We start from the raw sequence: 24,619 nt of genomic DNA on the forward strand, positions 1-24,619 counted from the left end.
CACGTGCAGCCACCGGGCCGCAGACGACGATGAAAGCCGCACCGGCGCGCTGCACGGGCGGCAGTGACATCAGCCGCTACCGCGGCGGGGCGAACAAGGAGATGCAGTGAGCGTCACGGCAGCCAAGGGATTCACGGCGGCGGGCATCGCCGCCGGGATCAAGGAGAACGGCAACCCCGACCTGGCCCTCGTGGTCAACAACGGGCCGCGCCGTGCCGCCGCGGGCGTCTTCACCTCCAACCGCGTGAAGGCGGCGCCGGTGCTGTGGTCGGAGCAGGTCGTCAGGAGCGGCCAGGTCTCGGCCGTGGTCCTCAACTCGGGCGGCGCCAACGCCTGCACCGGGCCCAAGGGCTTCCAGGACACCCACGCCACCGCCGAGAAGGCCGCCGAGGTGCTCGGCCGGGGCGCCATCGAGGTCGCCGTGTGCTCCACCGGCCTCATCGGTGTCCTGCTGCCCATGGACAAGGTCCTCAAGGGCGTGGAGACGGCCGCCGCTGCCCTGAGCGAGCACGGCGGCGAGAAGGCCGCCATCGCCATCAAGACCACCGACACCGTCCACAAGACCTCGGTCGTCACCAAGGAGGGCTGGACCGTCGGAGGCATGGCCAAGGGCGCCGGCATGCTCGCGCCCGGCCTCGCCACCATGCTGGTCGTCCTCACCACCGACGCCGACCTCGACAGCGCCACCCTGGACAGGGCCCTGCGCGCCGCCACCCGGGTCACCTTCGACCGCGTCGACTCCGACGGCTGCATGTCCACCAACGACACCGTGCTGCTGCTGGCCTCCGGCGCCTCCGGGATCGCCCCGGAGTACGCCGAGTTCGCCGACGCCGTACGCCAGGTCTGCGACGACCTCGGACAGCAGCTCGTCCGGGACGCCGAGGGCGCCAGCAAGGACATCAAGGTCGAGGTGATCAACGCGGCGAGCGAGGAGGACGCCGTCGAGGTGGGCCGCTCCATCGCCCGCAACAACCTCCTGAAGTGCGCGATCCACGGCGAGGACCCCAACTGGGGCCGGGTGCTCTCCGCGATCGGCACCACGAAGGCCGTCTTCGAGCCCGACCGTCTCAACGTCGCCATCAACGGCGTCTGGGTGTGCAAGAACGGCTCGGTCGGCGAGGACCGCGAGAAGGTCGACATGCGCTACCGCGAGGTGCACATCGTCGCCGACCTGGCCGCCGGCGCCGAGACCGCGACGATCTGGACCAACGACCTCACCGCCGACTACGTCCACGAGAACAGCGCCTACTCCTCATGAGCACCCGCAAGCACACGGCCCTGCCGAAGGCCCAGATCCTCATCGAGGCGCTGCCCTGGCTGACCCGGCACCACGGCAAGATCGTCGTCATCAAGTTCGGCGGCAACGCCATGGTGAACGAGGAGCTGAAGGCCGCCTTCGCCCAGGACGTGGTCTTCCTGCGGCACGCCGGCCTCAAGCCGGTCGTCGTCCATGGCGGCGGCCCGCAGATCAGCGCCGCCCTCGACAAGCACGGCATCGTCAGCGAGTTCAAGGCGGGCCTGCGCGTCACCACCGAGGACGCCATGGACGTCGTGCGGATGGTGCTCGCCGGGCAGGTGCAGCGCGAGCTGGTCGGCCTGCTCAACCAGCACGGCCCGCTCGCGGTCGGCCTGACCGGCGAGGACGCGCGCACCATCACCGCCACCAAGCACCAGCCCGAGATCGACGGCGAACTGGTCGACATCGGCCGGGTCGGCGAGATCACCGGGATCGACACCGGCGCCATCGAGGCCCTGCTGGCGGACGGCCGCATCCCGGTCGTCTCGTCGATCGCCCGCTCCCAGGACGACCACCATGTCTACAACGTCAATGCTGATACGGCGGCTGCGGCACTCGCTGCGGCACTGGGCGCCGAAACCCTCATGGTCCTCACCGACGTCGAGGGCCTCTACGAGGACTGGCCGAACTCCGACGAGGTGATCAGCCGCCTCACGGCTTCCCAGCTGGAGAAGCTGCTGCCGGAGCTGAGCTCCGGCATGGTGCCGAAGATGGAGGGCTGTCTGCACGCCGTGCGCAACGGGGTGCACACCGCCCGCGTCATCGACGGCCGGGTCCAGCACTCGATCCTGCTGGAGATCTTCACGGACGAAGGCATCGGCACGATGGTCGTGCCCGACGACATTCCGGTCGAACAGGGGGAGTCATGAGCAACCAGGAGCTGACCCACCGCTGGCAGGGCGCGCTCATGAACAACTACGGCACCCCGCGCCTGCCCCTCGTGCGCGGCGAGGGCGTGAAGGTGTGGGACGCCGAGGGCCGGGAGTACCTCGACCTCGTCGGCGGCATCGCCGCCAACGCGCTCGGCCACGCCCACCCGGCGGTCGTCGCGGCCGTCACCGAGCAGATCGGCCGGCTCGGCCACATCTCCAACTTCTTCATGGCCGAGCCCACCGTCGCCCTCGCCGAACGGCTGCTGACGCTCTTCGGACGGGAGGGCAGGGTCTTCTTCTGCAACTCCGGAGCCGAGGCCAACGAGGCCGCCTTCAAGATCGGCCGGCTCACCGGGCGCACCCACATGGTCGCCACCGACGGCGGCTTCCACGGCCGCACCATGGGCGCCCTCGCGCTCACCGGCCAGCCCGCCAAGCAGGACCCCTTCCGGCCGCTGCCCCCCGATGTCACCCACGTCCCCTACGGCGACGCCCAGGCGCTCGCGGCGGCGGTCACCGAGAAGACGGCCCTGGTGATCATCGAGCCGATCCAGGGCGAGAACGGCGTCGTGGTGCCGCCGGCCGGCTATCTCAAGGCCGCGCGCGCGATCACCGCCGCCACCGGCGCCCTGCTGGTGCTGGACGAGGTGCAGACCGGCATCGGCCGGACCGGGACCTGGTTCGAGTACCAGGCCCACGAGGGTGTGCTCCCCGATGTCGTCACCCTCGCCAAACAGCTCGGCGGCGGTCTGCCGCTCGGCGCCACCGTGGCCTTCGGCCGGGCCGCCGAACTGCTCCGGCCGGGCCAGCACGGCACGACCTTCGGCGGCAACCCGGTCGCCTGCGCCGCCGGACTCGCCGTCCTCGACACCATCGAGGGCGAGGGACTGCTGGAGAACGTCAAGCGGCAGAGCGAGAAGCTGCGCGAGGGAATCGAGGGCCTCGGCCACCCGTTGATCGATTATGTGCGAGGCGCCGGCCTCCTCCTGGGTATCGTGCTCACCGGGCCGCACGCGCAGCAGGCGCAGGCGGCGGCCCAGGAGGCCGGGTTCCTGGTGAACGCGCCCGCCCCCGACGTCGTACGGCTCATGCCGCCGCTGAACATCACGGACGCCGAGGTGGGTGCCTTCCTGCGGGCGCTGCCCGGCATCCTCGACGCAGCGAACCCAGTGGATGGGGACGGACGATCCGGAGAATAGGACGACGATGAGCCAGGCGCAGGATCACGAGCAGGCGGCCGCCGGGCCGGCCGTGCCGCAGACCCGTACCGCGCGGCACCGCCGGATCGTGGACATCCTCAACCGGCAGCCGGTGCGGTCGCAGAGCCAGCTGGCGAAGCTGCTCGCCGACGACGGGCTGAGCGTCACCCAGGCGACGCTCTCCCGGGACCTCGACGAGCTGAACGCGGTGAAGATCCGCAACACCGACGGCGAGCTGATCTACGCGGTGCCGAGCGAGGGCGGCTTCCGCACCCCCCGCGCGCCGCTGGGGGAGTCGGCGAAGGAGGAGCGGATGCGGCGGCTCTCCCAGGAGCTGCTGATCTCCGCGGAGGCCTCCGCCAACCTCGTGGTGCTGCGCACCCCGCCGGGCGCCGCCCAGTTCCTGGCCTCCGCCATCGACCAGGCCGAGCTGCACGACATCCTCGGCACCATCGCCGGCGACGACACGCTGCTGCTGATCAGCCGGGACCCGAGCGGCGGGCAGGCCCTCGCGGACCACCTGCTGCGCCTGGCGCAGAACGGCCACTAGGTCCTGTCGTCGGACTCCCTCCGCCGGTCTGCGGCCGGGGGCGCCCGGCGCGAGTGCGGCGCCCGGCCCGTCGGCGGAGAATGAGCGTGTGATCTTCCGCGGCGGGCGGGCAGGTGGGCGGGCAATCCCCTGGCGGCCGTCGTCCGTATACAGAAGTGTGTCGGGTCTGCGGTTCCCCGAGGGCCGTCTCCCGGACGAGGCCCTGCTGGCCGGGCTGGCCACCGGGGACCCGGAACTGGCGGCTGTCTTCGTCCGCAGGTTCCAGCGCCGGGTCTTCGGCGTCGCCATGGCCGTCACCGGCGACGAGCAACTCGCCGAGGACGTCGCCCAGTCGACGTTCGAGCGGGCGTGGCGTCATGCGCAGATCTACGACTCCCGCCGCGGCTCGGTCGCCACCTGGCTGACGACCATCGCGCACAACCTCGCCGTCGACGCCGTCCGGGCCCGGCGGAGCCGGCCGATGGCCCCCGAGGACGTCGACGCCGTCATCGGCGTCGTCACCGAGACCCCCGAGCAGTGGGCGCTGGCCGACGAGGCCTCCGCCGAGCTGCGGGCCGCCGTTTCCCGGCTGCCCCGGGAACAGGCCCGGGCCCTGGTGATGGCGGGCATCTACGGCATGACGGCCCAGCAGATCGCCGAGACCGAGGAGATCCCGCTCGGGACCGCCAAGACCAGGATCAGGTCGGCCATGGCGAAACTGCGCACCACGCTCGCGTCCCCGAAGCGAGGCGACCATGTCGAGTGACGCCGGCTGCGAGAAGCTCCGGGAGATGGGCGCCGAGCTGGCGCTGGGCGTGCTGCCCGGCCGCGAGCGCGCGGAGGCGGTCGCCCATCTGGACCGGTGCGCGGACTGCCGGGAGTACGTCCGCCGGCTCACCCTGGTCGGCGACCGGCTGATCGGCCTGCTGCCGGACGCCGACCCGCCGGCCGGGTTCGAGACCCGGACGGCGCGCAGGCTGGCCGGGCAGGCGTCCGCGCACGAGGGCCGGGAGGGCGCCGCGGCCCGCGCGGCCCGGGGCCTGCGCGGGCGGGCCCGCCGGGCCAGGCTGCGGTTCGCTGCCGTCGTCGCCGCGGTCACCGTCGCCGTCGGCTTCGCCGGGTGGGGGGTCGGCACCGCCGTGGAGGCGGTCATCGCCTCGACCGCGCCCGCCGTCGTGTCCGAGCCGATGATGGTCGGCGACATGACGTCGGCCGGGCACGGCGGGCAGTCCGCCGGCGAGGTCTACGCCCACCCCGGAAGCCCCGGCTGGGTGTTCGTGTCCGTCGCGCTCGCCGGGCCGCGCCGCTCGTACACCGGAAAGGTCACCTGTCTCCTGCAGCACTCCGACGGCACCTCCGTGCGGGTCGGCGACTTCCCGCTGACCGGTGGGCGCGGCCAGTGGGGCGTGGCCGCGCCGGGCGACCTGTCGACGCTCACCGGCGCCCGGCTGACCGCTCCCGACGGCACCGTCCTCGCCACGGCCCAGCTGCACAAGGGCCAGGTGGTGGAGTCCGAGGCGTGACGGCGGCCGCCCCCGCTCAGGGCTCCGGCGGCAGCGCCGGCTCCAGGGCCGCGGTCAGCTCGGCGACCGTGGGCCGCGCCGCCGGGTCCGGCCGCAGACAGGCGTCCACGGCGGCGGCGAGCGGGCGCGGCAGCCGCCGCCGGGACGCGATGGGCGGAGCCGTCTCCGCGGCCCCCGGGCACCGGCCGTCCGTGGTGCCGCCGCTGTCGTCCGCCGTCTCCCCGTGGCCGAACGGCGGCTCGCCGCACGCCACCTCGAACAGCGTGACGCCGATGCCCCACACGTCGGCGGCCGCCGTGAGCGGTCCGCCGCGCGCCTGCTCCGGAGCCCGGTAGCCGCACGTGCCCACCCCGGCGGGCGCGCGTCCCGGCGGCCGGGCGACGCTCAGGTCCAGCACCTTGGCGTGACCGCGCTCCACCACCACGTTGGACGGCTTGAGGTCCAGATGCAGCAGGCCCCGGCCGTGCAGATAGTGGGCGGCGGAGCACAACTGCACGCCGAGCAGCGCCACATCGGCCGCGGCCGGCCGGCGCCGCAGGCGGTGCACCAGATGGGACAGCGTCTCACCGGTCAGCGTCTCCAGGACGACGAGCGGTTCGGGCCGCTCCACGGTCTCGTAACCCCGCACCAGGTGCGGATGGCTGAACTCCCGCAGCCACCGGCCCTCCCGCAGCAGCCGCGCGCCCAGCCCCTCCTCGCCGCGCAGATCCGGCCGTACGACCTTGATCACGCACCGGCAGGCCCGCTCCTCGCTCCACGCGTCGTACACGTCGAGCCAGCCGGTGCGGGTCAGATGGGCCAGGATCGCGTACCCGGGAGCCGGGTGCGCGCCCGGTGCCAGGGCCGGGGGTGCGGGGCCGCTCATGACAGCACCGTGCCCGCGCTCAGCCGGTGCAGCCGGGCGTACGCACCCTGGCGGCGCAGCAGGTCGTCCGGGGCGCCGTGCTCGACGACCCGGCCGTGGCCGAGCACCACGATCCGGGTGGCGTCGCGGACGGTCGGCAGGTTGTGGGAGATCACGACGGTCGTCCGGCCGGCCATGAGCCGGCGCAGCGGTTCCATGATCCGCCGGCCCGAGCGCACGTCGAGCCCGGTGGTCGGCTCGTCCAGCAGCAGCACCGGCGCGTCCCTGATCATCGCCCGCGCGATCGCCAGGCGCTGGCACTGCCCGCCGGACAGCGTGCGGCCGCGCTGGCCGACGAGCGTGTCGTAGCCCTCCGGGAGCCGCTCGATGAACTCGTGGGCGTCCGCCGCGCGGGCCGCCGCGACGATGTCCGCCTCGCTCGCCCCCGGCCGGCCGTAGGCGATGTTCTCCCGCACGGTTCCGTGGAAGACGAGCGTCTCCTGGAGCACCACGGCGACGCTGTCCCGGACGTCGGACAGCCGCAGCTCCCGCAGATCGGTCCCGTCGAGCCGGACCGCGCCCCGGTCGGGGTCGTAGAACCGCAACTGCAGCTTGGCGACGGTCGACTTGCCGGCCCCGCTGGCGCCGACCAGCGCCAGCGTCTCGCCCGGGGCCACCCGGAAGGACACCGCCGACAGCGCCCAGGACGGGGCGCCGGGATAGCGGAACCAGACGCCGTCGAACTCCAGCGCGCCCCGCGCCCGCCCGGTCCGCCGGGCGTCGGCCCGCTCGCGGACCTGCGGCCGCTGGTCCAGCAGCTCGATGATCCGCTCGGCCGAGGCGGAGGCCGCGTAGAAGGTGGTGCCGAGCCCGGACAGGCCGTGCACCGGGCCGTACAGCTTGCCGATCAGGGCCAGGAAGACCAGCAGCCCGCCCAGCGTGAGCTGACCCTGGGCCAGCTTCCAGGTGCCGAGACCCATCACCGCGAGACCCCCGGTCACCTCGATGATCTCGACGACCGGCGCGTAGACGGCCCGGATCCGCGCGGAGGCCATCACCGCCCGGAACCTGCCGACGCCCTCCCGCTCGAACCGGCGCTCCTCCCAGCCCTGCCGGTTGTACGCCTGCACCAGCGCCACGTTGCCCAGCACCTCCTCGGCGATCGCGCTGAGGGAGCCGCTGCGCCGCCTGCGCTCCCTGGACGCCGCCTTGACCAGCCGGGAGAAGTGCCGGGCGGCCCCCCAGAACAGGGGCACGATGAGCAGCGCCAGCACGGTCAGGTCCCAGCGCAGGTAGAAGAGCAGGCCGAGGAAGAGGGCGAGGCGGATCACGTAGTACAGGGCGTCCGCGACCCCCGAGAGCAGGAAGGTCTCCACCGCGTCGACATCACCCGTGATGCGGGAGAGCACGTCGCCGAGCCGCCGGCGCTCGAAGAAGCCGAGCGACAGTCCCTGGACATGCCGGAAGACGTCGCAGCGCAGCGACAGCAGGAAGCGTTCGCCGACCCAGGTCGAGATCATGTCGTCGGCGAAGCGCAGGACGCCGGAGAAGAGGATGAGGCCCAGATAGGCCGGTGCGATCCACACGAAGGGCCGCAGGTCGCGGGGGACGAGGACGGCGTCCACCACGGTCTTGAACAGCCACAGCTCGGCGGCGTCCACGGCCGGGCCGAGCAGGCTGAAGACGACGACGGGCGCCAGCCAGCGCCGGCCGCCGCGCGTATAGGGCCAGAACCGCCGGAACACCGCGCGCGGCGGCACCGGGGGCGCGGCCGCCACGACGCCGTCGGACGCCTCCGCGACCGACAGCAGACGCCGCAGGACATGCGCCATGGGAGGGTCCCTCGGGGATCGGCGGCGATCGGCGGAGCGGACCGGGGCCTGGCGGTCTCCGGTCCCCTCCGCCTTCGTGGGCGATCAGTATCCGTGGTGGTCGTGGTCGCCGTGGCTGTGACGGTCGAAGTGGTCGTGGCGGTGACCGCCGGTGTGCCGGTGCCCGTGGCGGTGCCCGTGCCGCGTGCCGAAGTGACGTGAGGTGTCGTCGCGGTCGCGGTCACGGCGCTTGGCGGGCAGCAGACTGCTGAAGATGGCCATAGCGCTCCTCCTGGAACTCGTTGCACACGGGATACGTCCCAGGACGGAAACGGGATGGCCTTCACCGGCAAAAAGATGCGGGTCAGCCCAGTCGCGCGGCCAGCCCCCCGGTGCAGCGCACCTCGTCCCCGGCCGTGATCAGCAGGGCCTCCACGCCGGGCAGCGACTCCAGCCAGGCCAGCCCTGCCCGCGACCCCATCGCGAACGCCGCCGTGGCCCAGCAGTCGGCCCAGGTGAGCCGGGGTCCCACGACCGTCACCGCGACCAGGTCCGACACCGCCGACCTGCCCGTACGCGGATCCACGATGTGCGCGCCCCGCTCGGCCGTGCCCGAGGTCGCCACCGACAGCTCCGCCAGACCCGCCGCCGAGATCACCGCCGCCAGACCCCCGGGCCGGAGCGGATCGGCCACTCCCACCCGCCACGGCCGCTGCGGCTCCGGCGCACCGAGCATCTGCACGTCCCCGCCCCCGTTGACGCTCACCCCGCGCACCCCGGCCACCCCCGCCAGCAGCCGCGCCGCCCGCTCGGCGGCCCAGCCCTTGACGATGCCGGTGGGGTCCAGCGAGCCGCGGTAGCGGGGGCTGAACCAGCCCTCGCTCACCCGCTCCGCCTCGTCGGCCAGTACCAGCACCTCGGCCACCTCGGGCGAGCAGTCCGCCACGGTCAGCTCACCGCGGACGAGCCGCGAGACCTCGCTGTCCTCGCGGTAGGTGCTGAAGACCGCGTCCGCGCGGTGCAGCCCGGCGACGGCCTCGGCCAGCGCCTGCCGCACGGCGCCGGGTTCCCCGCCGCGGACGTCGAAGGAGAAGACGGTCCCCATGACCTCCTCCGCGTGACGCACCGCGGCGGGAGCTTCGGCCGGCTCGGTCACCGTGTCAGCCACCGGCCTGGTCCAGCGCCGACTGGAGGGACTGCCGGTAGCCGGTGCTGGTGTAGGTGGCGCCGGAGACGGCGTCGATGTGCGCGGTGCCGGCCGCGACGGCCTCCTGGTTCAGCTTGGGCACGGCCATCGCGGTCTTCTGGTCGCTGAGTCCGCCCTTGGGCGCCTGGACGGCCTCCGCCTTGGTGATCTTCCCGCCGGCGACGGTGATCCGCACCTGGACCGGCCCGTACTGCGTCTGCGCCACCTTCCCGGTGACCGTACGGGCCTGCGCCGCACCGGAGGAGCCGGCGCCCGACGCACCGGAACCCGCCGGCTTCATCTTGTCCAGCGCCGACTGCAGCGACTTCTTGTAGCCGTCGCTCGTGTACGTCGCCCCCGACACCGCGTCGATCCGCGCGCTCTGCGCCGCGACGGCCTCCTGGTTCAGCTTGGGCACGGCCATCGCGGTCTTCTGGTCGCTGAGCCCGCCCTTGGGCGCCTGGACGGCCTCCGCCTTGGTGATCTTCCCGCCGGCGACGGTGATCCGCACCTGCACGGTCCCGTACTGCGTCTGCGTCGCGTCACCGGTCACCGTGCCGGAACCCGCGCCCGCCGCCTGCGACCCGCCCTGCGGGGCCTGCTGCCCCGCGACCGTCTGCTGCGGCGCGGCGCCCGCCGCCGAAGCGGCGGCCGGACCGGACGCCGGCTTCAGCGACAGCAGCAGCACGACACCGGACACCGTCGCGGCGGTGGCCAGCACGACCCGCCGAATGGGGTGGCTCTTCCTCATCTGTCCGTAGCTCCCGCTCACATCTCGAACGACTCGTGATGGATGCGGCGGGCGGGGACCCCCGCGCCGCGCAGTGCCTCGTACACCGACTGGGCGAACCCGGGCGGGCCGCACATGAAGACGTCGTGGCGGTCGATGTCCGGGATCTTCCGCTTCAGGTTCTCCGCGGAGATGTCCGGCCGCTCGCCGTCGGGGCTGTTCACCGCGTACATCAGCCGGGCGCCCCGCTCGTCGGCGATCTTCGCCAGCTCGTCCCACAGGGCCAGGTCCTGGGTGCTGTTGGCCCGGTAGAGCAGGGTGATGTCACCGGCCGCGCCGGGCAGCGTCTCGAACAGCGCCCGCATCGGGGTGATGCCGACCCCGCCCGCGACCAGCAGCACCTTGCCGCGGCTGCGGCGCTGCGCGGTGAGCGCGCCGTACGGCCCCTCCGCCCACACCCGGGTGCCGGGCGTCAGCTCGCGCAGCCGCGCGCTGTGGTCGCCGATCGCCTTCACCGTGATCCGCAGCATGTCCGGGCGGGGCGCCGCCGACAGCGAGTACGGGTGCGAGCTGAACCGCATCCCGGGCGCCAGGAACCGCCAGCGGAAGAACTGGCCCGCCTCCGCGCCCATCCGGTGCAGCCTGCGCCCGCCGATCAGCACCGACACGATGCCCGGCGTCTCCTCGATGACGGCCTCCACCCGCATCCGGTGCCGCAGGTTCAGCCGGATCGGGGTGAGGATGCGGTACCAGAGCACCAGCGCGGTGACCGCGCCGTACAGGCCGTACCAGAAGGTCTTCGCCACGGGCTCGACCGCGAAGTCGTTGCCGGTGGTGATCTGGTGCCAGAACGTCAGGAACACCGCCGCGTACGTCATCAGGTGCACGTGGTACCAGGTGTCGTACGGCATCCGGCGGCGGACCGCGCCGACGGAGGTGAGCCCGATCAGCACGAACAGGCCGGTGCCGACGGCAGCCTTGCCCAGGTCCGGCAGCTGGTTGATGGAGTCCATGGTCTGCTGGACGATGTCGCCGAGCGACTTGCCCGCCTGCCGCGCGTACCCCCACATGGTGAGGAAGACGTGCGCCACGATCAGGGAGAGGGTGTAGCGGCCGCTCATCGCGTGCCAGCGGGCCACCCGGTCCGAGCCGACCCGCCGCTCCAGCGCGGGCACGCGCGCCATCTGGAGCACGACCAGCGCCATCAGATAGCCGGCCAGCAGGCCGGTGATCCGGCCCGCGTTGAGGATCCTGCCGGTGTCGTCGGCGATGGACGGGGTGTTGTGCCACCAGAGCCACAGCACGGCCGCCGCGCCCGCCCAGACGGCGAGCAGCAGCGGTACGGCCGGGCTGCGGCGCGGGCGGATGCGGCGCATCGTCTGGCGGCGGGCGGCACGTCCGCCTGCGAGCGTGGTGGTCACGGTTCCTCCGTGGGGACTTGACCCTTGGCCCTCAGATACGTGCCGCATGCGCTCGGTGTTCAGCGTGACCGCTCACAGCCCCGCGGAGTCGAGCGCGGACTGCAGGGACTGCTTGTAGCCGGTGCTGGTGTACGTGGCGCCGGACACCATGTCGATGTCCGCGCTCTGCGCCGCCAGCGCCTCGCGCCGCAGCTGGGGCAGCGCGTAGCTGTTGATCTCCTGGTCGCGCGGGTTGTCCTGCGGGTACCGCACGGCGGTCACGTCCGTGAGCTTCCCGCCCGTGATCGTCACCCGCACCTGGACCGGGCCCCAGCGGGTCTGGACGGTGTCGCCGGTGGCGGTCCTGCTGCCCGTCGCCGACCCCGGGGAAGAGCCGCTCGATCCCCCCGACGAGCCGCTCGACGGGGCCGAACTGCCCGACACCGTGGGGGACTTGGTGTCGGCCGTGGCGAGCGTGGGGCCCGTGTGCGGCTTCAGCGACAGCAGCAGCACCATCCCGGTGACCGTGGCGGCGCCGGCCAGCACGATGCGGCGCAGGGGGCGGTTCCTCTTCAGGGCATGCACGTGTTCTGCCTCACAGCTTCGCTGGTTGTCACAGTTCGAACGACTCGTGGTGGATACGGCGGTCCGGGACCCCGGCGGCCCGCAGCGCCTCGTACACCTCGCGGGCGAAGCCGTGCGGCCCGCAGATGTAGACGTCGTGGCCGGCGATGCCGGGGAAGGCCGCGCGCAGCGACTCCGCCGTGATGCGGGGCCGCTCGCCCCGGGGACCGTTCAGCGCGTACAGCACCTGGGCGCCGCGCCGGCGGGCGATCGCCTCCAGTTCCCCGCCGAGCGCCAGGTCCTCGACGCCGCGCGCCCGGTACAGCAGGGTGACCTCGCCGGGCAGCGTCTCGAAGAGCGCCCGCAGCGGGGTGATGCCGACGCCGGCCGCGATGAGCAGACAGTGGTGGCTGGTGGCCCGGTCGGCGGTCAGGGAGCCGTAGGGGCCCTCCGCCCACACCCGGGTGCCGGGCCGCAGCAGGGCGACGGCCGCGCTGTGGTCGCCGAGCGCCTTGACCGTGATGCGCATCATGTCCGGGCGCGGCGGCGCGGACAGGGAGTACGGCGTCGACGTCCAGCCCAGCCCCTGGCCGAGGAACCGCCAGCGGAAGAACTGCCCCGGCCGCGCCGCCAGCTCGTCCAGGCGCCGCCCGCGCACGACGACCGAGTACACACCGGGCGCCTCCTGGTGGACGGAGTCCACCCGCAGCTGGTGGCGCCGGTTGAGGCGGACCGGGGTGAGGATCCGGTACCAGAGCACCAGGGCCGCGACGCCCAGGTACAGCGCGTACCAGACGGCGGTCGCGACGGGCTTGCCGTTGAACTCGTTCCCGAGCGTCAGCTGGTGGAAGAAGGCCAGGAACACGGCCGCGTACGTCAGCAGGTGGACGTAGTACCAGAACTCGTGGCTGGTGCGGCGGCGCACCGCCCGCGCCGAGGTGACGCCGACCGCGAGGAGGATCACCGTGCCGGCGGTGGCCTTGAGCATGTCCGGATAGTCCAGGACGACCGTCACCGCCTCGTGCCACAGCGAGGCCCGGTCCTGGGCGGCGTACCCGGCGAGGATCAGCGCGATGTGCGCGAGCAGCAGGCAGACCGTGTACCGGCCGGCCATCGCGTGCCAGCGCGCCACCCGGTCCGAGCCTGTCCGCCGCTCCAGCAGCGGCACCCGCGCCATCAGGCCGACCAGCACCGCGCAGGCGTACCCGCACAGCAGCCCGGCGATCCGCCCGGCGCCGGTCAGCCAGCCGGCCGTGCCGACCACGGAGGCGGTGTCCGCCCACCACAGCGCGACCACGGCCGCCGCCCCGGCCCACAGCACGGCCAGCACGGGCCCCGCGGGGGAGCGCCGTGCGGTCACGGGCGCCGGCGGGGCCGCCCGCCCCGCATCCACGGTGGTCATCGATCGCCGTCCCTTCGTCGTCGTACCGGGCCACTGTGCGCGGCGAAGCTCTGAGCCACCTCTGAACGACCCCCTGACCAGGTGCTGTGAGAGCAGACTCAGAGGTGGTTCTCAGCCGGTCTTCAGCGGACCGGGGACCGGCTCAGAGAAAACTCAGAGGGCGGGCGGTACGCCGCACCCCGCCATCTGGGTGATGCTGGTAGGCGCGATGAACACGACCCGTTCCGGCCGCCCGGCCCTCACCCGACCCGACGGCACCCCCGTGCGCGTCCTCGTCGTCGACGACGACCCCGACCTCGCCGAGGTGCTCACCGGCGCCCTGCGCTACGAGGGCTGGCAGGTGCGCGCGGCCGGCGACGGCGCCGCGGCCCTCGACGGCGCGCGCGAGCTGCTGCCCGACGCCGTGGTCCTGGACGTGATGCTCCCGGACACCGACGGCTTCGCCGTGCTGCGCCGGCTGCGCGAGGTGAAGCCGGACGTCTGCGTGCTCTTCCTCACGGCCCGGGACGCGGTGGAGGACCGGATCGCGGGCATCACGGCCGGCGGCGACGACTACGTCACCAAGCCGTTCAGCCTGGAGGAGGTCGTCGCCCGGCTGCGCGGCCTGCTGCGCAGGGCCGGCATGGCCCGCCAGCAGGAGGAGGGCCCGCGGCTGACGGTCGGCGACCTGGTCATGGACGAGGAGGCCCGCGAGGTCAGCCGGGCCGGCGAGCTGATCGAACTCTCGCCCACCGAGTTCGAACTGCTCCGCTTCCTCATGCGCAACCCGCGCCGGGTGCTCAGCAAGGCGCAGATCCTCGACCGGGTGTGGTCCTACGACTTCGGCGGCCGGGCCCATGTCGTGGAGCTGTACATCTCCTACCTGCGCAAGAAGGTCGACGCGGGCCGCGCACCCATGATCCACACCGTGCGCGGGGCGGGATACGTCCTGAAACCGGTGACCACGTGAGCCGTCCGCATGTCCGCGCCCGCCTCGCCCGGCTGCCCCGGCCCCGCACCCTGCGCGCCCGCCTCACCTTCGGCCTCGTGGTGCTGCTGGCGGTGAGCTGCGCCGCCGTGGGCCTCGCGGCCGTCGTCGAGCTGGACGGCTTCCTCACCCAGCGCTTGGACGAGCAGCTCGCCCAGGTCGGCACCCGCTTCCCGGAGAGCCTGGAACACAACGGGAGGGTCCCCGACGACCACGACGGGGACGAGAAGGGCGACACCCGCCGCATGGCCACCGGCACCTTCGGCGCCCGCCTGCTCGACGGCACGGTCACCAACAAGGGCCTCATCCGCTCCGGGGACCTGGGCGCGGACCTGAACGTCGACCTGACCGCGCAGGATGCGGCCCGGCTGGCCCGCGTCCCGGTCGACGGCCGGCCGCACACCGTCGAGCTGTCCTCCCTGCACCACTACCGCGTCGTCGCCTCCGCCGGCCGGGACGGGGACGTGCTGCTGGTGGGACTGCCGCTGGAGCCGGTCGAGAGCGCGGTCCACCGGCTGGAGGCGGTCGCCGCGATCGTCTTCGGCGCGGCCCTGGTGGTGACGGGGGTGGCCGGCGCGCTCTGGGTCCGCTGGTCGCTGCGTCCCCTGAGCCGGGTCGCCGCCACCGCCACCCGGGTCAGCGAACTGCCGCTGGCCAGCGGGGAGGTGGCGCTGCCACCGCGCGCTCCGGACGCCGACCCGGGCACCGAGGTCGGCCGGGTGGCGGCCGCCTTCAACCGCATGCTGGGCCATGTCGAGGACGCCCTGACCAAGCGTCACGCGAGCGAGGAGCGGCTGCGCCGGTTCGCCGCCGACGCCAGCCACGAGCTGCGCACCCCGGTCGCCTCGGTCCGCGGCCACGCCGAACTGGCCCTCCTCCACCCGGGCCCGGTGCCGCCGGAGGTGACCCGGGCGTTGCAGCGCATCACCGCCGAGTCCGCCCGCATGGGGGAGATGGTCGACGACCTGCTCCTGCTCGCCCGCCTCGACGCCGGCCGCCCGCTGGAACGCGAGCCGGTCGACCTGACCCGCCTGGTCCTGGACGCGGTCACCGACGCCCGCGCCGCGGGCCCCGGCCACCGCTGGAGCCTGGACCTGCCCGAGGACCCGGTGACGGTCCCCGGCGACGCCCACCGCCTCCACCAGGTGGTGGCCAACCTGCTGGCCAACGCGCGTACGCATACCCCCGCGGGCACGAAGGTGACGGTCACCCTGGAGGCAGACGCCGGTTCGGCCGTCCTCCGCGTCCACGACGACGGCCCCGGCGTCCCGGAAGAGGTCCGGCCCGGCGTCTTCGAACGCTTCACCCGGGCGGAACACCGCCGCCACCCGAACGCCTCCGGCGCGGGCGCGGGCCTGGGGCTGTCGATCGTGGCGGCGGTGGCGGAGGCGCACGGCGGGACGGTGGGGCTGGAGAGCCGGCCGGGCTCCACGGCGTTCCGGGTACGCCTGCCCCGCTGAGCCGGCCCGGATCCGCCCCCGGGGCACCGGCTCTCAGTACCGGGTGACGGCCGTGACCCCGTCCTCGGTCCCGATGGCGACATGCGGCCGCTTGGCCGGATCCGCCCACTGCAGGATCCGCCGCATCGCGTCCTCGGGCACCGACACGCAGCCTGCCGTGGCCGCCTTGCCGTTCACATGGAGGAAGATCCCGGCGCCGCGCCCGCGCACCGGCCGGTCGTAGTTGAAGCCGATCACGAGCGCGTACGCGTACTGCGTCGCATAGGAGACGAGGTGCTCGGACTCGGACGCACGACAGTCCTGCGGCAACGGCTCGACCCACCGGTTGTACGAAGCCGAGTCATTGTCCTGGCACCACCACGAACTGTCCTTCACCGCGCGATAGGCGACCCTCGTCCCGCTCGGCGCCGCCTTGGTCCCGAAGGCGAACGGAAGGTCGTACAGACCGGTCGGCGTGGTGTTCGTGCCCTGGGTCCGTGAGCCGCCCTCGGCCAGTCCGTTCGCTCCGAACCGCGCCGGAGCCGTCCCGGCCGCCACCCACCGACCGTCCCGGAGGTCCCACCACGTCAGCGTCCCGGACGTCGCGTCGGTGCCCGCCGCCTGCGCGGTGATCAGCTGGCTGCCGCCGCCGGTGTCGGCCATCCGCGCGGGCAGCGGGGTGGACCCGGGACCCGGAGTGAGGCCGAGCAGGGCGAGCGAGGAGACGGACACGAGGGTCAGCACGACACCGGGGCGCATGGCTCAGACGGTAGACGGAGGCAGGGGGAGCGGCAGCCCGGGCAGTCCGTCCAGGCTCGTCGCCACGTGCTCCTTCTTCTCGAAGTACGCGCTCAGGGAGACGTCGTCCTCCCGCGCGAAACGCTTTCCGTGCAGGTCGCGGTCCGCCTCGTACGCCATGTAGGGGACGGCGTACCCGCAGGTGTCGCGGATCAGCTCCGCGTGGACGACGATGATCGCGCGCAGCCCGTGCGTGCTCGGGTCGATGCCGGGGAAACGGCTGAGCAGGTCCTTGAAGCGCGGGTCGTCCCGGAAGACGGGCTCGCCCCTGCCGTGCACGCGCACGATGTTCGGCGGGCCCTGGAAGGCGCACCACATCAGGGTGATCCGCCCGTTCTCCCGGAGGTGCGCGATGGTCTCGGCGTTGGACCCGGCGAAGTCCAGGTAGGCCACGGTACGTTCGTCGAGCACGGCGAAGGATCCCTTGAGGCCCTTGGGGGAGAGGTTGACCGTGCCGTCGCCGGACAGCGGGGCGGTCGCGGTGAAGAAGAGGGGCTGCTCCTCGATGAACGTCCGGAGCCTGCCGTCGATGCGCTCATAGGTCTTTCCCATGTCCAGGATTATCCGCGCAACTCTTTCGAGTGTCTAAGTATTTGCCCCGCTCTTTCGTGCCCGGCGCCGCTGATTGACGAATCATGCAGAGCTCTGCATACTCATGCACAAGGCAGGCGCAGTGTGAGAACCCACTTTCCTAGGAGCAGCCCAAGTGAGCAGCAACAGCGGTGACGTACGGCTCTGGGGCGGCCGTTTCGCCGACGGTCCCGCCGAGGCCCTGGCGAAGCTGTCCGCGTCCGTCCACTTCGACTGGCGGCTCGCACCGTACGACATCGCCGGTTCGCGCGCCCACGCGCGCGTGCTGCACAAGGCCGGCCTCCTCACCGAGGACGAGCTGCAGCGCATGATCGCCGGGCTGGACCAGCTGGAGGCCGACGTGGCGTCCGGCGCCTTCGTCGGCACCATCGCCGACGAGGACGTGCACACCGCCCTGGAGCGCGGCCTGCTGGAGCGCCTCGGCCCCGACCTCGGCGGCAAGCTGCGGGCCGGCCGGTCGAGGAACGACCAGGTGGCGACCCTGTTCCGGATGTACCTGCGCGACCACGCCCGCATCATCGGCGGGCTGATCGCCGACCTCCAGGACGCCCTGATCGGCCTCGCCGAGGCCCACCCGGACGTGGCGATGCCGGGCCGCACCCACCTCCAGCACGCCCAGCCGGTCCTGTTCGCCCACCACGTCCTCGCCCACGTGCAGTCCCTGTCCCGGGACGCCGAGCGCCTGCGCCAGTGGGACGAGCGCACCGCCGTGTCCCCGTACGGCTCCGGCGCGCTGGCCGGCTCCTCCCTCGGCCTGGACCCGGAGGCGGTCGCGCGGGACCTCGGCTTCGAGCACGGCAGCGTCGGCAACTCCATCGACGGCACGGCCTCCCGGGACTTCGTCGCCGAGTTCGCCTTCATCACCGCGATGATCGGGGTGAACGTCTCCCGGATCGCCGAGGAGATCATCATCTGGAACACGAAGGAGTTCTCCTTCGTCACCCTGCACGACGCGTTCTCCACCGGCTCGTCGATCATGCCGCAGAAGAAGAACCCGGACATCGCCGAGCTGGCCCGCGGCAAGTCGGGCCGCCTGATCGGCAACCTGACGGGTCTGATGGCCACGCTGAAGGCCCTGCCGCTCGCCTACAACCGCGACCTTCAGGAGGACAAGGAGCCGGTCTTCGACTCCTGCGACCAGCTGGAGGTGCTGCTGCCCGCCTTCACCGGCATGATCGCGACCCTCACCGTCAACCGCGAACGCATGGAGGAACTGGCCCCGGCCGGCTTCTCGCTCGCCACGGACATCGCCGAGTGGCTGGTCAAGCAGGGCGTGCCGTTCCGCGTGGCGCACGAGGTCGCGGGGGAGTGCGTCAAGGTCGCCGAGGCCGAGGGCAAGGAGCTGGACGACCTCACGGACGAGCAGTTCGCGAAGATCTCCGCCCACCTCACCCCGGACGTGCGCTCCGTCCTCAACGTGCCGGGCGCCCTGGCCTCCCGCGACGGGCGCGGAGGTACGGCGCCCAGCGCGGTCGCCGTCCAGCTGGCCGAGGTCAAGGCGGACGTGGCGGCCCAGCACGCGTGGGCGGACGCGAAGAAGAACGGCTGAGGGCGGGCGCCGACGGCGGGCGTCCCGCAGGGCCGGCCCTTGCGGGACGCGGGGCTGTATCCATGTGCGGCTCCGCCGCGCGGGCGCGGGCAACCACGGGGGCGCGCACCCGCCCACGTGCCGTGAGCCCCGAGCTCCCGGCGCCCGGCTTCCCAATCGGAGCGTCATCGCGGGTTACGTTGGTCGCCAGCCGTACCGGAGCCGACCGAACGGAGCCCGCGATGCCCTTCGCCCGCCTGGCGACAGCGACGACCCCCACCTGCCACATCGGACTCGGACTCGCCGCCGTCGGCCGGCCCGGCTACATCAACCTGGACCGCGACCAGGACCTCGGAGACAACCGCAGCGTCGACGCGCTGGGCGCCCGGACCCACGAACTCCTCGACGCCGCCTACGCGCAGGGCGTGCGCTACGTCGACGCGGCCCGCTCCTACGGCCGTTCGGAGGAGTTCCTCGCCGACTGGCTGAACGCCCGGCCCGACATCGACGACGTGGTCGTCGGCAGCAAATGGGGCTACACCTACACCGCCGGCTGGTCGGCGGACGCCGAGACCCACGAGGTCAAGGACCACAGTCTCGCCGCGTACGAGCGGCAGCGCGCCGAGACCGAGGCGGTGCTCGGCGACCGCCTCGACCTCTACCAGATCCACTCGGTGACCCCGGACAGCCCCGCCCTCACCGACAAGGAACTCCACGCCCGGCTCGCCGAGGCCGCCGCACAGGGCCTGACCATCGGCTTCTCCACCAGCGGTCCCGCGCAGGCCGAGGCCGTCCGCGCCGCCCTCGCGGTGACCGTCGGGGGCGAACCGCTGTTCCGCACCGTGCAGTCGACGTACAACCTGCTGGAGACCTCCGCCGCGCCCGCGCTCGCCGAGGCGCACGAGGCCGGGCTCACCGTGCTCGTCAAGGAGGGCATGGCCAACGGCAGGCTGGCCGGGCCGCACGCGCCCGAGGCGCTGAAGGCCGTGGCCGAGGAGACCGGGCTCGGCTGCGACGCCGTGGCCCTGGCCTGGATCCTCTCCCGGCCCTGGGCCGGCGTGGTCCTCTCCGGCGCGGCGACGGTCACCCAGCTCGTCTCCAACCTCCACGCCCCCGCCGTCGACCTCGACGAGGACCAGCTGTCCCGCCTCGCCACCCTCGCCGAGGACCCGCACGCCTACTGGGAGCGGCGCGGCCGGCTGCCCTGGCACTGATCGCACACGTCACCGACCAGCCGACCAGCACCTATGAGTCACGCACGCCTTGTATGAGACAAGTTTGTCTCATCCAAGCTATTCTTGTCTCATGGCTCTCGACCGTGACCACGTGCTGCGCAGCGCGGCCGCCCTGCTGACCCGCAAGTCCACCGCGACCATGGACGAGGTCGCCAAGGCCGCGGGGATCAGCCGGGCCACGCTGCACCGGCACTTCGCCGGGCGGGACGCGCTCGTCCGGGCCCTGGAGGCGCTCGGCATCGAGGAGTGCGAGGCGGCCGTGGACCGCGCCCGCCCCGACGACGGGCCCGCGAGCGAGGCCGTACGCAGGCTGGTGTGCGAGATCCAGCCCGCGGCCGGACTGCTCGCCTTCCTGTACGGCGAGAGCCAGCTGTGGGAGGGCGAGCGGCAGAACGACGGCTGGCAGCGGCTGGACGCGCGCATCGGCGCGGTCTTCCAGCGCGGTCAGCGAAGCGGCGAGTTCCGCATCGACCTCACCCCGGTCTGGCTCACCGAGGCGCTCTACGGCCTGATCGCCTCCTGCGCCTGGGCCACCCTGGACGGCCGCGTGGCCGCCAGGGACTTCCCGACGATGGTCGCCGAGCTGCTGCTCGGCGGCGCTCTGCGAAGAGAGGAATCATGACCAGCACCCTGCAGCCGGCGCACGCGGCGGAGGCGGTGAAGCGCCCGGGCCGCTGGCTCGCGCTCTGCGTCCTCGTCCTGGCCGTGCTGCTGGTGGCCGTCGACGCCACCGTCCTCGGCCTGGCGACCCCCTACATCAGCGAAGACCTCAACCCCTCCGGCACCCAGCTGCTGTGGATCGGCGACGTCTACTCCTTCGTCATCGCCGGTCTGCTGGTGTCCATGGGCAGCCTCGGCGACCGCATCGGCCGCAAGCGGATCCTGCTCGGCGGAGCCACGGCGTTCGGCGCGATCTCCGTGCTCAACGCGTACGCCACCACACCGGACCTGATGATCCTGGCGCGGGCGCTGCTCGGTGTCGCGGGCGCGACCCTGATGCCCGCCACCCTCGCCCTGATCCGCAACCTCTTCCACGACTCCCGCGAGCGCAGCGTCGCCGTCGGCATCTGGGGTGCCGCCGCCTCCGCAGGCACGGCGGTCGGGCCGATCACCGGCGGCTTCCTCCTCGAGCACTTCTGGTGGGGCTCGGTCTTCCTGATCAACCTGCCCGTGATGGCGGTGCTGGTCCTGGTCGGCATCCGCACCCTGCCCGAGTCGCGCAATCCGAACCCCGGCCCCTGGGACCTGCTCAGCGTCGTGCTCTCGCTGGCCGGCGTGATCGGTGTCGTCTACGCGGTCAAGGAGACGGCCACGCACGGTCTCTCCGTGCCCGTTCTCGCCGCGGGCCTGCTGGGCGCGGCCGCGCTCTACGGCTTCGTGCACCGCCAGCTCACCATGCCGACGCCGCTGCTGGACATGCGGTTGTTCCGGCAGCGCGGCTTCAGCGGCGCGGTCCTCGCCGACCTGCTGACCGTGCTGGGCATGTCCGGCCTGGTGTTCTTCCTCTCCCAGTACCTGCAACTCGTCCAGGGCAGGCGCCCGTTCGAGGCGGGCCTGGCCGAACTGCCCGCCGCCGTCGGCGCGGTGGCGGCCGGCCTGGCCGCGGGCGGCGCGGCCCGCCGCTTCTCGGTCCGCGCCGTGGTCTCCGGCGGCCTCGCGGCGGTCGGCCTGGCCCTGGCCGCGCTGACGGCACTCGGCCGGGCCACCGGCTACCCGGCCCTCGGCGCCGCGCTCCTGGTCGTGGGCGTCGGCGCGGGCCTGTCCTTCACCGTCACGGCCGACGTGATCCTCTCCAGCGTGCCCAGGGAACAGGCGGGCGCGGCCTCGGCGGTCTCCGAGACGGCGTACGAACTGGGCGCGGCCCTGGGCATCGCCCTGCTGGGCTCGATCGTCACCGGCGCCTACCGCGACTTCACGGGCCCGGCCGGCACCCCCGCCCAGGCCCATGAGTCACTGGGCGCGGCGGTCGAGACGGCGAGGAGCATGCCCCCGCACACGGCAGGAGCACTCCTGAACGCGTCCCGCGACGCCTTCGTCCACGGCCTGCACCTGGCCTCGGGCGCGGGAGCGGCGGTCCTGCTGGGAACGGCGGCCGCGGCGTGGTTCCTGCTGAGGGGGCAGCGACTGGAGAACACGGCGGAGTGAAGCGCCGGCGGCGTCCGGCAGCTTGGCCTTCCGGCGCTTCGGCCTTCCGGCGTCCAGGGTCCGGCACTTTGGCTTTCCGGCGTCGGCACCTTGGCTTTCCGACGCCCGGCATGTTCCTCGCGGCGCCCGGCCCCTTGGCCATCCGGCGTCCGGGGGGCCGGCGCAGCAAGCCGCTCAACGGCACGGCGTCCACGGGCGACGGCTGCGCGACCGCCATCCGCTCCTAGCGGACGTCTGCGCGGGACGGGGCGTTTTCCGGCGTACCCGACGACCGGCCGAACCGGCAGCGGCTCACGCCGCCTTGGCCTTGGTGGCGTACATGTCCACGTACTCCTGCCCGGACAGCCGCATGACCTCGGCCATCACCGAGTCGGTCACGGCCCGCAGCACGTAGCGGTCCCGGTCCATGCCGTCGTACCGGGAGAACTCCATGGCCTCGCCGAAGCGGACGGTGACCTTGCCCGGCCGCGGGATGCCCCGGCCGCCCGGCTGCAGCTTGTCCGTGCCGATCATGGCGAACGGGACGACCGGCGCGCCGGTCATCAGCGTCAGCCGCGCGATGCCGGTACGCCCCCGGTACAGCCGCCCGTCGGGCGACCGTGTGCCCTCGGGGTAGATCCCGAAGATCTTGCCCTCCTCCAGGATCCGGCGCCCGGTCATCAGCGCGGCCACGCCGCCGCTCGCGCCGTCCCGGTCCACCGGGATCATGCCGACGCCGGTGAAGAACCACGCCATCAGCCGGCCCTTGACGCCCTTGCCGGTGACGTACTCGTCCTTGCCGATGAAGAAGACCTGCCGCTTGGTGACGAGCGGCAGCACGATCGAGTCGATGAACGTGAGGTGGTTGCCGGCCAGAATGACCGGACCGTCGCCCGGGATGTGCTCCGCGCCCTCCACCTGTGGGCGGAACATCAGGCGCATGATCGGTCCGAGCACTGCCTTGATGAGCGCGAAGCGGGACAACGGGTCCTCCGATGTCGAGGGGGGCGATATGTGTCTGTGCAGGTGAGGACATTACTCGCGGCTCCCGGCCGGGCGCACATCGGGGACGCCCGGTTCACCGAGGTCTTACGAACTGTTGACGCGGGTTTACCTGCGGTGACGCCCGGGAGACGGGCCGTAACACCCTCGCGACGGTGTGACGGATCTCGCGAACGGCCGTCACCCACTCGGCTACCCGGTCGCCGGCCGCCCAAGCCGACGGCCCGTCAGCACACCGCCCCCACAGGACATACGGCGTCACCCGGGTGTTCCGCCCTGGGACTCCCTTCGGTCATGTCCGCGCCCCTACGATCGGCGCGACTCACGAGGCCGACGGCAGGAGGGCGCTGATGAGCGGCGACCAGGCGGACAAGAAGACCCCGGGCACCGGGCGGCGGGCGATCCTCGGCGCCGCGGTGCTCGGCGCGGGCGGAGCGGTCCTCGGGCTGCCGGGCGCGGCCGAGGCCGCCGGGGCCCGGACCGCGAGGCAGGGCGGCCGGGGCCTGAAGAGCCTGCCGGTACCGACGATCATCGGCCACCGCGGCGCCAGCGGCTACCGCCCCGAGCACACCTTCGGCTCGTACGACCTGGCCCTGGACCTGGGCGCCGACGTCGTCGAGGCCGGCGACCTGGTGCCCACCAAGGACGGCCATCTGGTCTGCCGGCACGAGCCGGAGATCGGCGGCACCACGGACGTCGCCGCGCACCCGGAGTTCGCCGGCCGCAAGACCACCAAGGTGGTCGACGGCGTGCCCACCACCGGCTGGTTCACCGAGGACTTCACGCTCGCCGAGCTGAAGACCCTGCGCGCGGTCGAGCGCATCCCGGCCAACCGGCCGCACAACACCCTCTACAACGGGCGCTGGGAGATCCCCACCTTCGAAGAGGTCCTGAAGTGGCAGGACGAGCAGACCCGCAAGCGTGGCAGGCAGGTCTGGATCTACCCCGAGACCAAGCACCCCACCTATTTCCGCAAGCTCGGCCTGGGCCTGGAGGAGCGGGTGGCCAAGCTGCTGCACAAGTACGGCAAGGACGGCCGGAACTCGCCGGTCATCCTGCAGTCCTTCGAGCCCACCAGCATCCAGAGGCTGAACCAGCTGGTGGACAACCCGCTCGTCGTGCTGCTCTCCACCGCCGACAGCCGCCCCTACGACTTCGTGGAGGCGGGCGACCCGCGCACCGTCGCCGATCTCATCACCCCGAAGGGCCTGCGGGAGATCGCCGGTTACGCACAGGGCATCGGGCCGACCCTGGACCTGGTCATCCCGAAGAACGCGGACGGCACCCTGGGCAAGCCCACGACCCTGGTCGCCGACGCGCACAAGGTGGGCCTGGTCCTGCACCCCTACACCATGCGCAACGAGAACCCGTTCCTTCCGGCCGATTACCGCAAGGGCAGCGCGGCCGACGGCTACGGCGACTCCTTCGGCGCCTTCCGGACCTACTTCGAGACCGGCATCGACGGCGTCTTCACCGACAACGCCGACACCGGCCTGCTCGCCCGCGCCGACTTCCTCGGCCGCTGACCGGCGTCAACCGCGGCACCCGCCGGCACCCCGTTCGGAGTGTTGGCCCGCC

At 72.9% G+C, this 24,619-nt stretch carries 24 protein-coding genes; 13 read left to right on the top strand and 11 right to left on the bottom strand.

Annotated elements, in window-relative coordinates; genetic code table 11:
• The first annotated feature begins 106 nt into the window (after positions 1–106).
• The 6 genes from argJ (at position 107) to OG956_RS29775 (ending at position 5,420) form a co-directional block, all read left to right on the top strand.
• Positions 107–1,258, top strand: coding sequence for a bifunctional glutamate N-acetyltransferase/amino-acid acetyltransferase ArgJ (gene argJ, locus OG956_RS29750; RefSeq protein ID WP_330341088.1), 1,152 nt, complete (start codon positions 107–109; stop codon positions 1,256–1,258).
• Positions 1,255–2,166, top strand: a complete 912-nt coding sequence (gene argB, locus OG956_RS29755; RefSeq protein WP_330341089.1) for an acetylglutamate kinase — start codon at positions 1,255–1,257, stop codon at positions 2,164–2,166. Before argJ ends, argB begins: the two co-directional genes overlap by 4 nt.
• On the top strand, positions 2,163–3,368 hold the full coding sequence (locus OG956_RS29760) for an acetylornithine transaminase (protein WP_330341090.1): 1,206 nt from the start codon (positions 2,163–2,165) through the stop codon (positions 3,366–3,368). Before argB ends, OG956_RS29760 begins: the two co-directional genes overlap by 4 nt.
• Before the next feature lie 7 nt (positions 3,369–3,375).
• Entirely contained in the window at positions 3,376–3,918 is a 543-nt protein-coding gene (locus tag OG956_RS29765) for an arginine repressor (RefSeq protein ID WP_330341091.1), read from the top strand.
• Between the two features lie 157 nt (positions 3,919–4,075).
• Positions 4,076–4,663 (top strand): RNA polymerase sigma factor, encoded by a 588-nt coding sequence (locus OG956_RS29770; protein ID WP_330341092.1) that lies wholly within the window; start codon positions 4,076–4,078, stop codon positions 4,661–4,663.
• Positions 4,653–5,420 (top strand): zf-HC2 domain-containing protein, encoded by a 768-nt coding sequence (locus OG956_RS29775; RefSeq protein WP_330341093.1) that lies wholly within the window; start codon positions 4,653–4,655, stop codon positions 5,418–5,420. The genes OG956_RS29770 and OG956_RS29775 overlap by 11 nt, the downstream gene beginning before the upstream one ends.
• 16 nt (positions 5,421–5,436) lie before the next feature.
• Here the strand turns inward: OG956_RS29775 and OG956_RS29780 are convergent, their stop codons facing one another.
• From OG956_RS29780 to OG956_RS29815, 8 genes are all read right to left on the bottom strand, one after another.
• Complete coding sequence (locus OG956_RS29780) at positions 5,437–6,285, bottom strand: serine/threonine-protein kinase (protein WP_330341094.1); 849 nt, start codon at positions 6,283–6,285, stop codon at positions 5,437–5,439.
• Complete coding sequence (locus tag OG956_RS29785) at positions 6,282–8,096, bottom strand: ABC transporter ATP-binding protein (RefSeq protein WP_330341095.1); 1,815 nt, start codon at positions 8,094–8,096, stop codon at positions 6,282–6,284. Before OG956_RS29785 ends, OG956_RS29780 begins: the two co-directional genes overlap by 4 nt.
• 84 nt (positions 8,097–8,180) lie before the next feature.
• Positions 8,181–8,357 (bottom strand): hypothetical protein, encoded by a 177-nt coding sequence (locus OG956_RS29790; RefSeq protein WP_330341096.1) that lies wholly within the window; start codon positions 8,355–8,357, stop codon positions 8,181–8,183.
• Positions 8,358–8,439: 82 nt separating this feature from the next.
• Positions 8,440–9,243, bottom strand: a complete 804-nt coding sequence (locus OG956_RS29795) for an FAD:protein FMN transferase (protein ID WP_330341097.1) — start codon at positions 9,241–9,243, stop codon at positions 8,440–8,442.
• Positions 9,236–10,012, bottom strand: a complete 777-nt coding sequence (locus OG956_RS29800; protein WP_330341098.1) for an FMN-binding protein — start codon at positions 10,010–10,012, stop codon at positions 9,236–9,238. Before OG956_RS29800 ends, OG956_RS29795 begins: the two co-directional genes overlap by 8 nt.
• Positions 10,013–10,029: 17 nt before the next feature.
• Positions 10,030–11,412: a ferredoxin reductase family protein gene (locus tag OG956_RS29805; RefSeq protein WP_330341099.1), complete on the bottom strand. Its 1,383-nt coding sequence runs from the start codon at positions 11,410–11,412 to the stop codon at positions 10,030–10,032.
• Between the two features lie 72 nt (positions 11,413–11,484).
• Positions 11,485–11,976, bottom strand: coding sequence for an FMN-binding protein (locus OG956_RS29810; protein ID WP_330341100.1), 492 nt, complete (start codon positions 11,974–11,976; stop codon positions 11,485–11,487).
• Between the two features lie 28 nt (positions 11,977–12,004).
• Positions 12,005–13,357, bottom strand: a complete 1,353-nt coding sequence (locus OG956_RS29815) for a ferredoxin reductase family protein (RefSeq protein WP_330341101.1) — start codon at positions 13,355–13,357, stop codon at positions 12,005–12,007.
• A 208-nt stretch (positions 13,358–13,565) separates the two neighbouring features.
• Between OG956_RS29815 and OG956_RS29820 the strand changes: the two genes are divergently transcribed.
• Positions 13,566–14,306 (top strand): response regulator transcription factor, encoded by a 741-nt coding sequence (locus OG956_RS29820; RefSeq protein ID WP_330341102.1) that lies wholly within the window; start codon positions 13,566–13,568, stop codon positions 14,304–14,306.
• Positions 14,303–15,784: a sensor histidine kinase gene (locus OG956_RS29825; RefSeq protein WP_330341103.1), complete on the top strand. Its 1,482-nt coding sequence runs from the start codon at positions 14,303–14,305 to the stop codon at positions 15,782–15,784. The genes OG956_RS29820 and OG956_RS29825 overlap by 4 nt, the downstream gene beginning before the upstream one ends.
• A gap of 33 nt (positions 15,785–15,817) precedes the next feature.
• On the opposite strand, the gene OG956_RS29830 is transcribed toward OG956_RS29825, so the two are convergent.
• Both OG956_RS29830 and OG956_RS29835 read right to left on the bottom strand, forming a co-directional pair.
• On the bottom strand, positions 15,818–16,522 hold the full coding sequence (locus OG956_RS29830; protein ID WP_330341104.1) for a L,D-transpeptidase family protein: 705 nt from the start codon (positions 16,520–16,522) through the stop codon (positions 15,818–15,820).
• A gap of 3 nt (positions 16,523–16,525) precedes the next feature.
• Positions 16,526–17,113, bottom strand: a complete 588-nt coding sequence (locus OG956_RS29835; RefSeq protein WP_330341105.1) for a pyridoxamine 5'-phosphate oxidase family protein — start codon at positions 17,111–17,113, stop codon at positions 16,526–16,528.
• A 154-nt stretch (positions 17,114–17,267) separates the two neighbouring features.
• Between OG956_RS29835 and argH the strand changes: the two genes are divergently transcribed.
• The 4 genes from argH to OG956_RS29855 all read left to right on the top strand — a co-directional run bounded on the left by argH (position 17,268) and on the right by OG956_RS29855 (position 22,060).
• The gene (gene argH / locus OG956_RS29840) at positions 17,268–18,701 is read left to right on the top strand and encodes an argininosuccinate lyase (RefSeq protein ID WP_330341106.1); all 1,434 of its coding nucleotides are present in this window, start codon (positions 17,268–17,270) and stop codon (positions 18,699–18,701) included.
• A gap of 221 nt (positions 18,702–18,922) precedes the next feature.
• On the top strand, positions 18,923–19,894 hold the full coding sequence (locus OG956_RS29845; protein ID WP_330341107.1) for an aldo/keto reductase: 972 nt from the start codon (positions 18,923–18,925) through the stop codon (positions 19,892–19,894).
• A 91-nt stretch (positions 19,895–19,985) separates the two neighbouring features.
• Entirely contained in the window at positions 19,986–20,537 is a 552-nt protein-coding gene (locus tag OG956_RS29850) for a TetR/AcrR family transcriptional regulator (protein WP_330341108.1), read from the top strand.
• Positions 20,534–22,060: an MFS transporter gene (locus OG956_RS29855; RefSeq protein ID WP_330341109.1), complete on the top strand. Its 1,527-nt coding sequence runs from the start codon at positions 20,534–20,536 to the stop codon at positions 22,058–22,060. Before OG956_RS29850 ends, OG956_RS29855 begins: the two co-directional genes overlap by 4 nt.
• 291 nt (positions 22,061–22,351) lie before the next feature.
• Here OG956_RS29855 and OG956_RS29860 read toward each other — a convergent pair whose 3' ends face one another.
• The gene (locus OG956_RS29860) at positions 22,352–23,023 is read right to left on the bottom strand and encodes a lysophospholipid acyltransferase family protein (protein WP_330341110.1); all 672 of its coding nucleotides are present in this window, start codon (positions 23,021–23,023) and stop codon (positions 22,352–22,354) included.
• A gap of 368 nt (positions 23,024–23,391) precedes the next feature.
• Here OG956_RS29860 and OG956_RS29865 point away from each other — a divergent pair, with 368 nt between their 5' ends.
• On the top strand, positions 23,392–24,567 hold the full coding sequence (locus tag OG956_RS29865) for a glycerophosphodiester phosphodiesterase (RefSeq protein WP_330341111.1): 1,176 nt from the start codon (positions 23,392–23,394) through the stop codon (positions 24,565–24,567).
• The last annotated feature ends 52 nt before the right edge of the window (positions 24,568–24,619 follow it).

The sequence above is a fragment of the Streptomyces sp. NBC_00557 genome (assembly GCF_036345995.1).
In the GTDB taxonomy this organism is placed as follows: Bacteria; Actinomycetota; Actinomycetes; order Streptomycetales; family Streptomycetaceae; genus Streptomyces.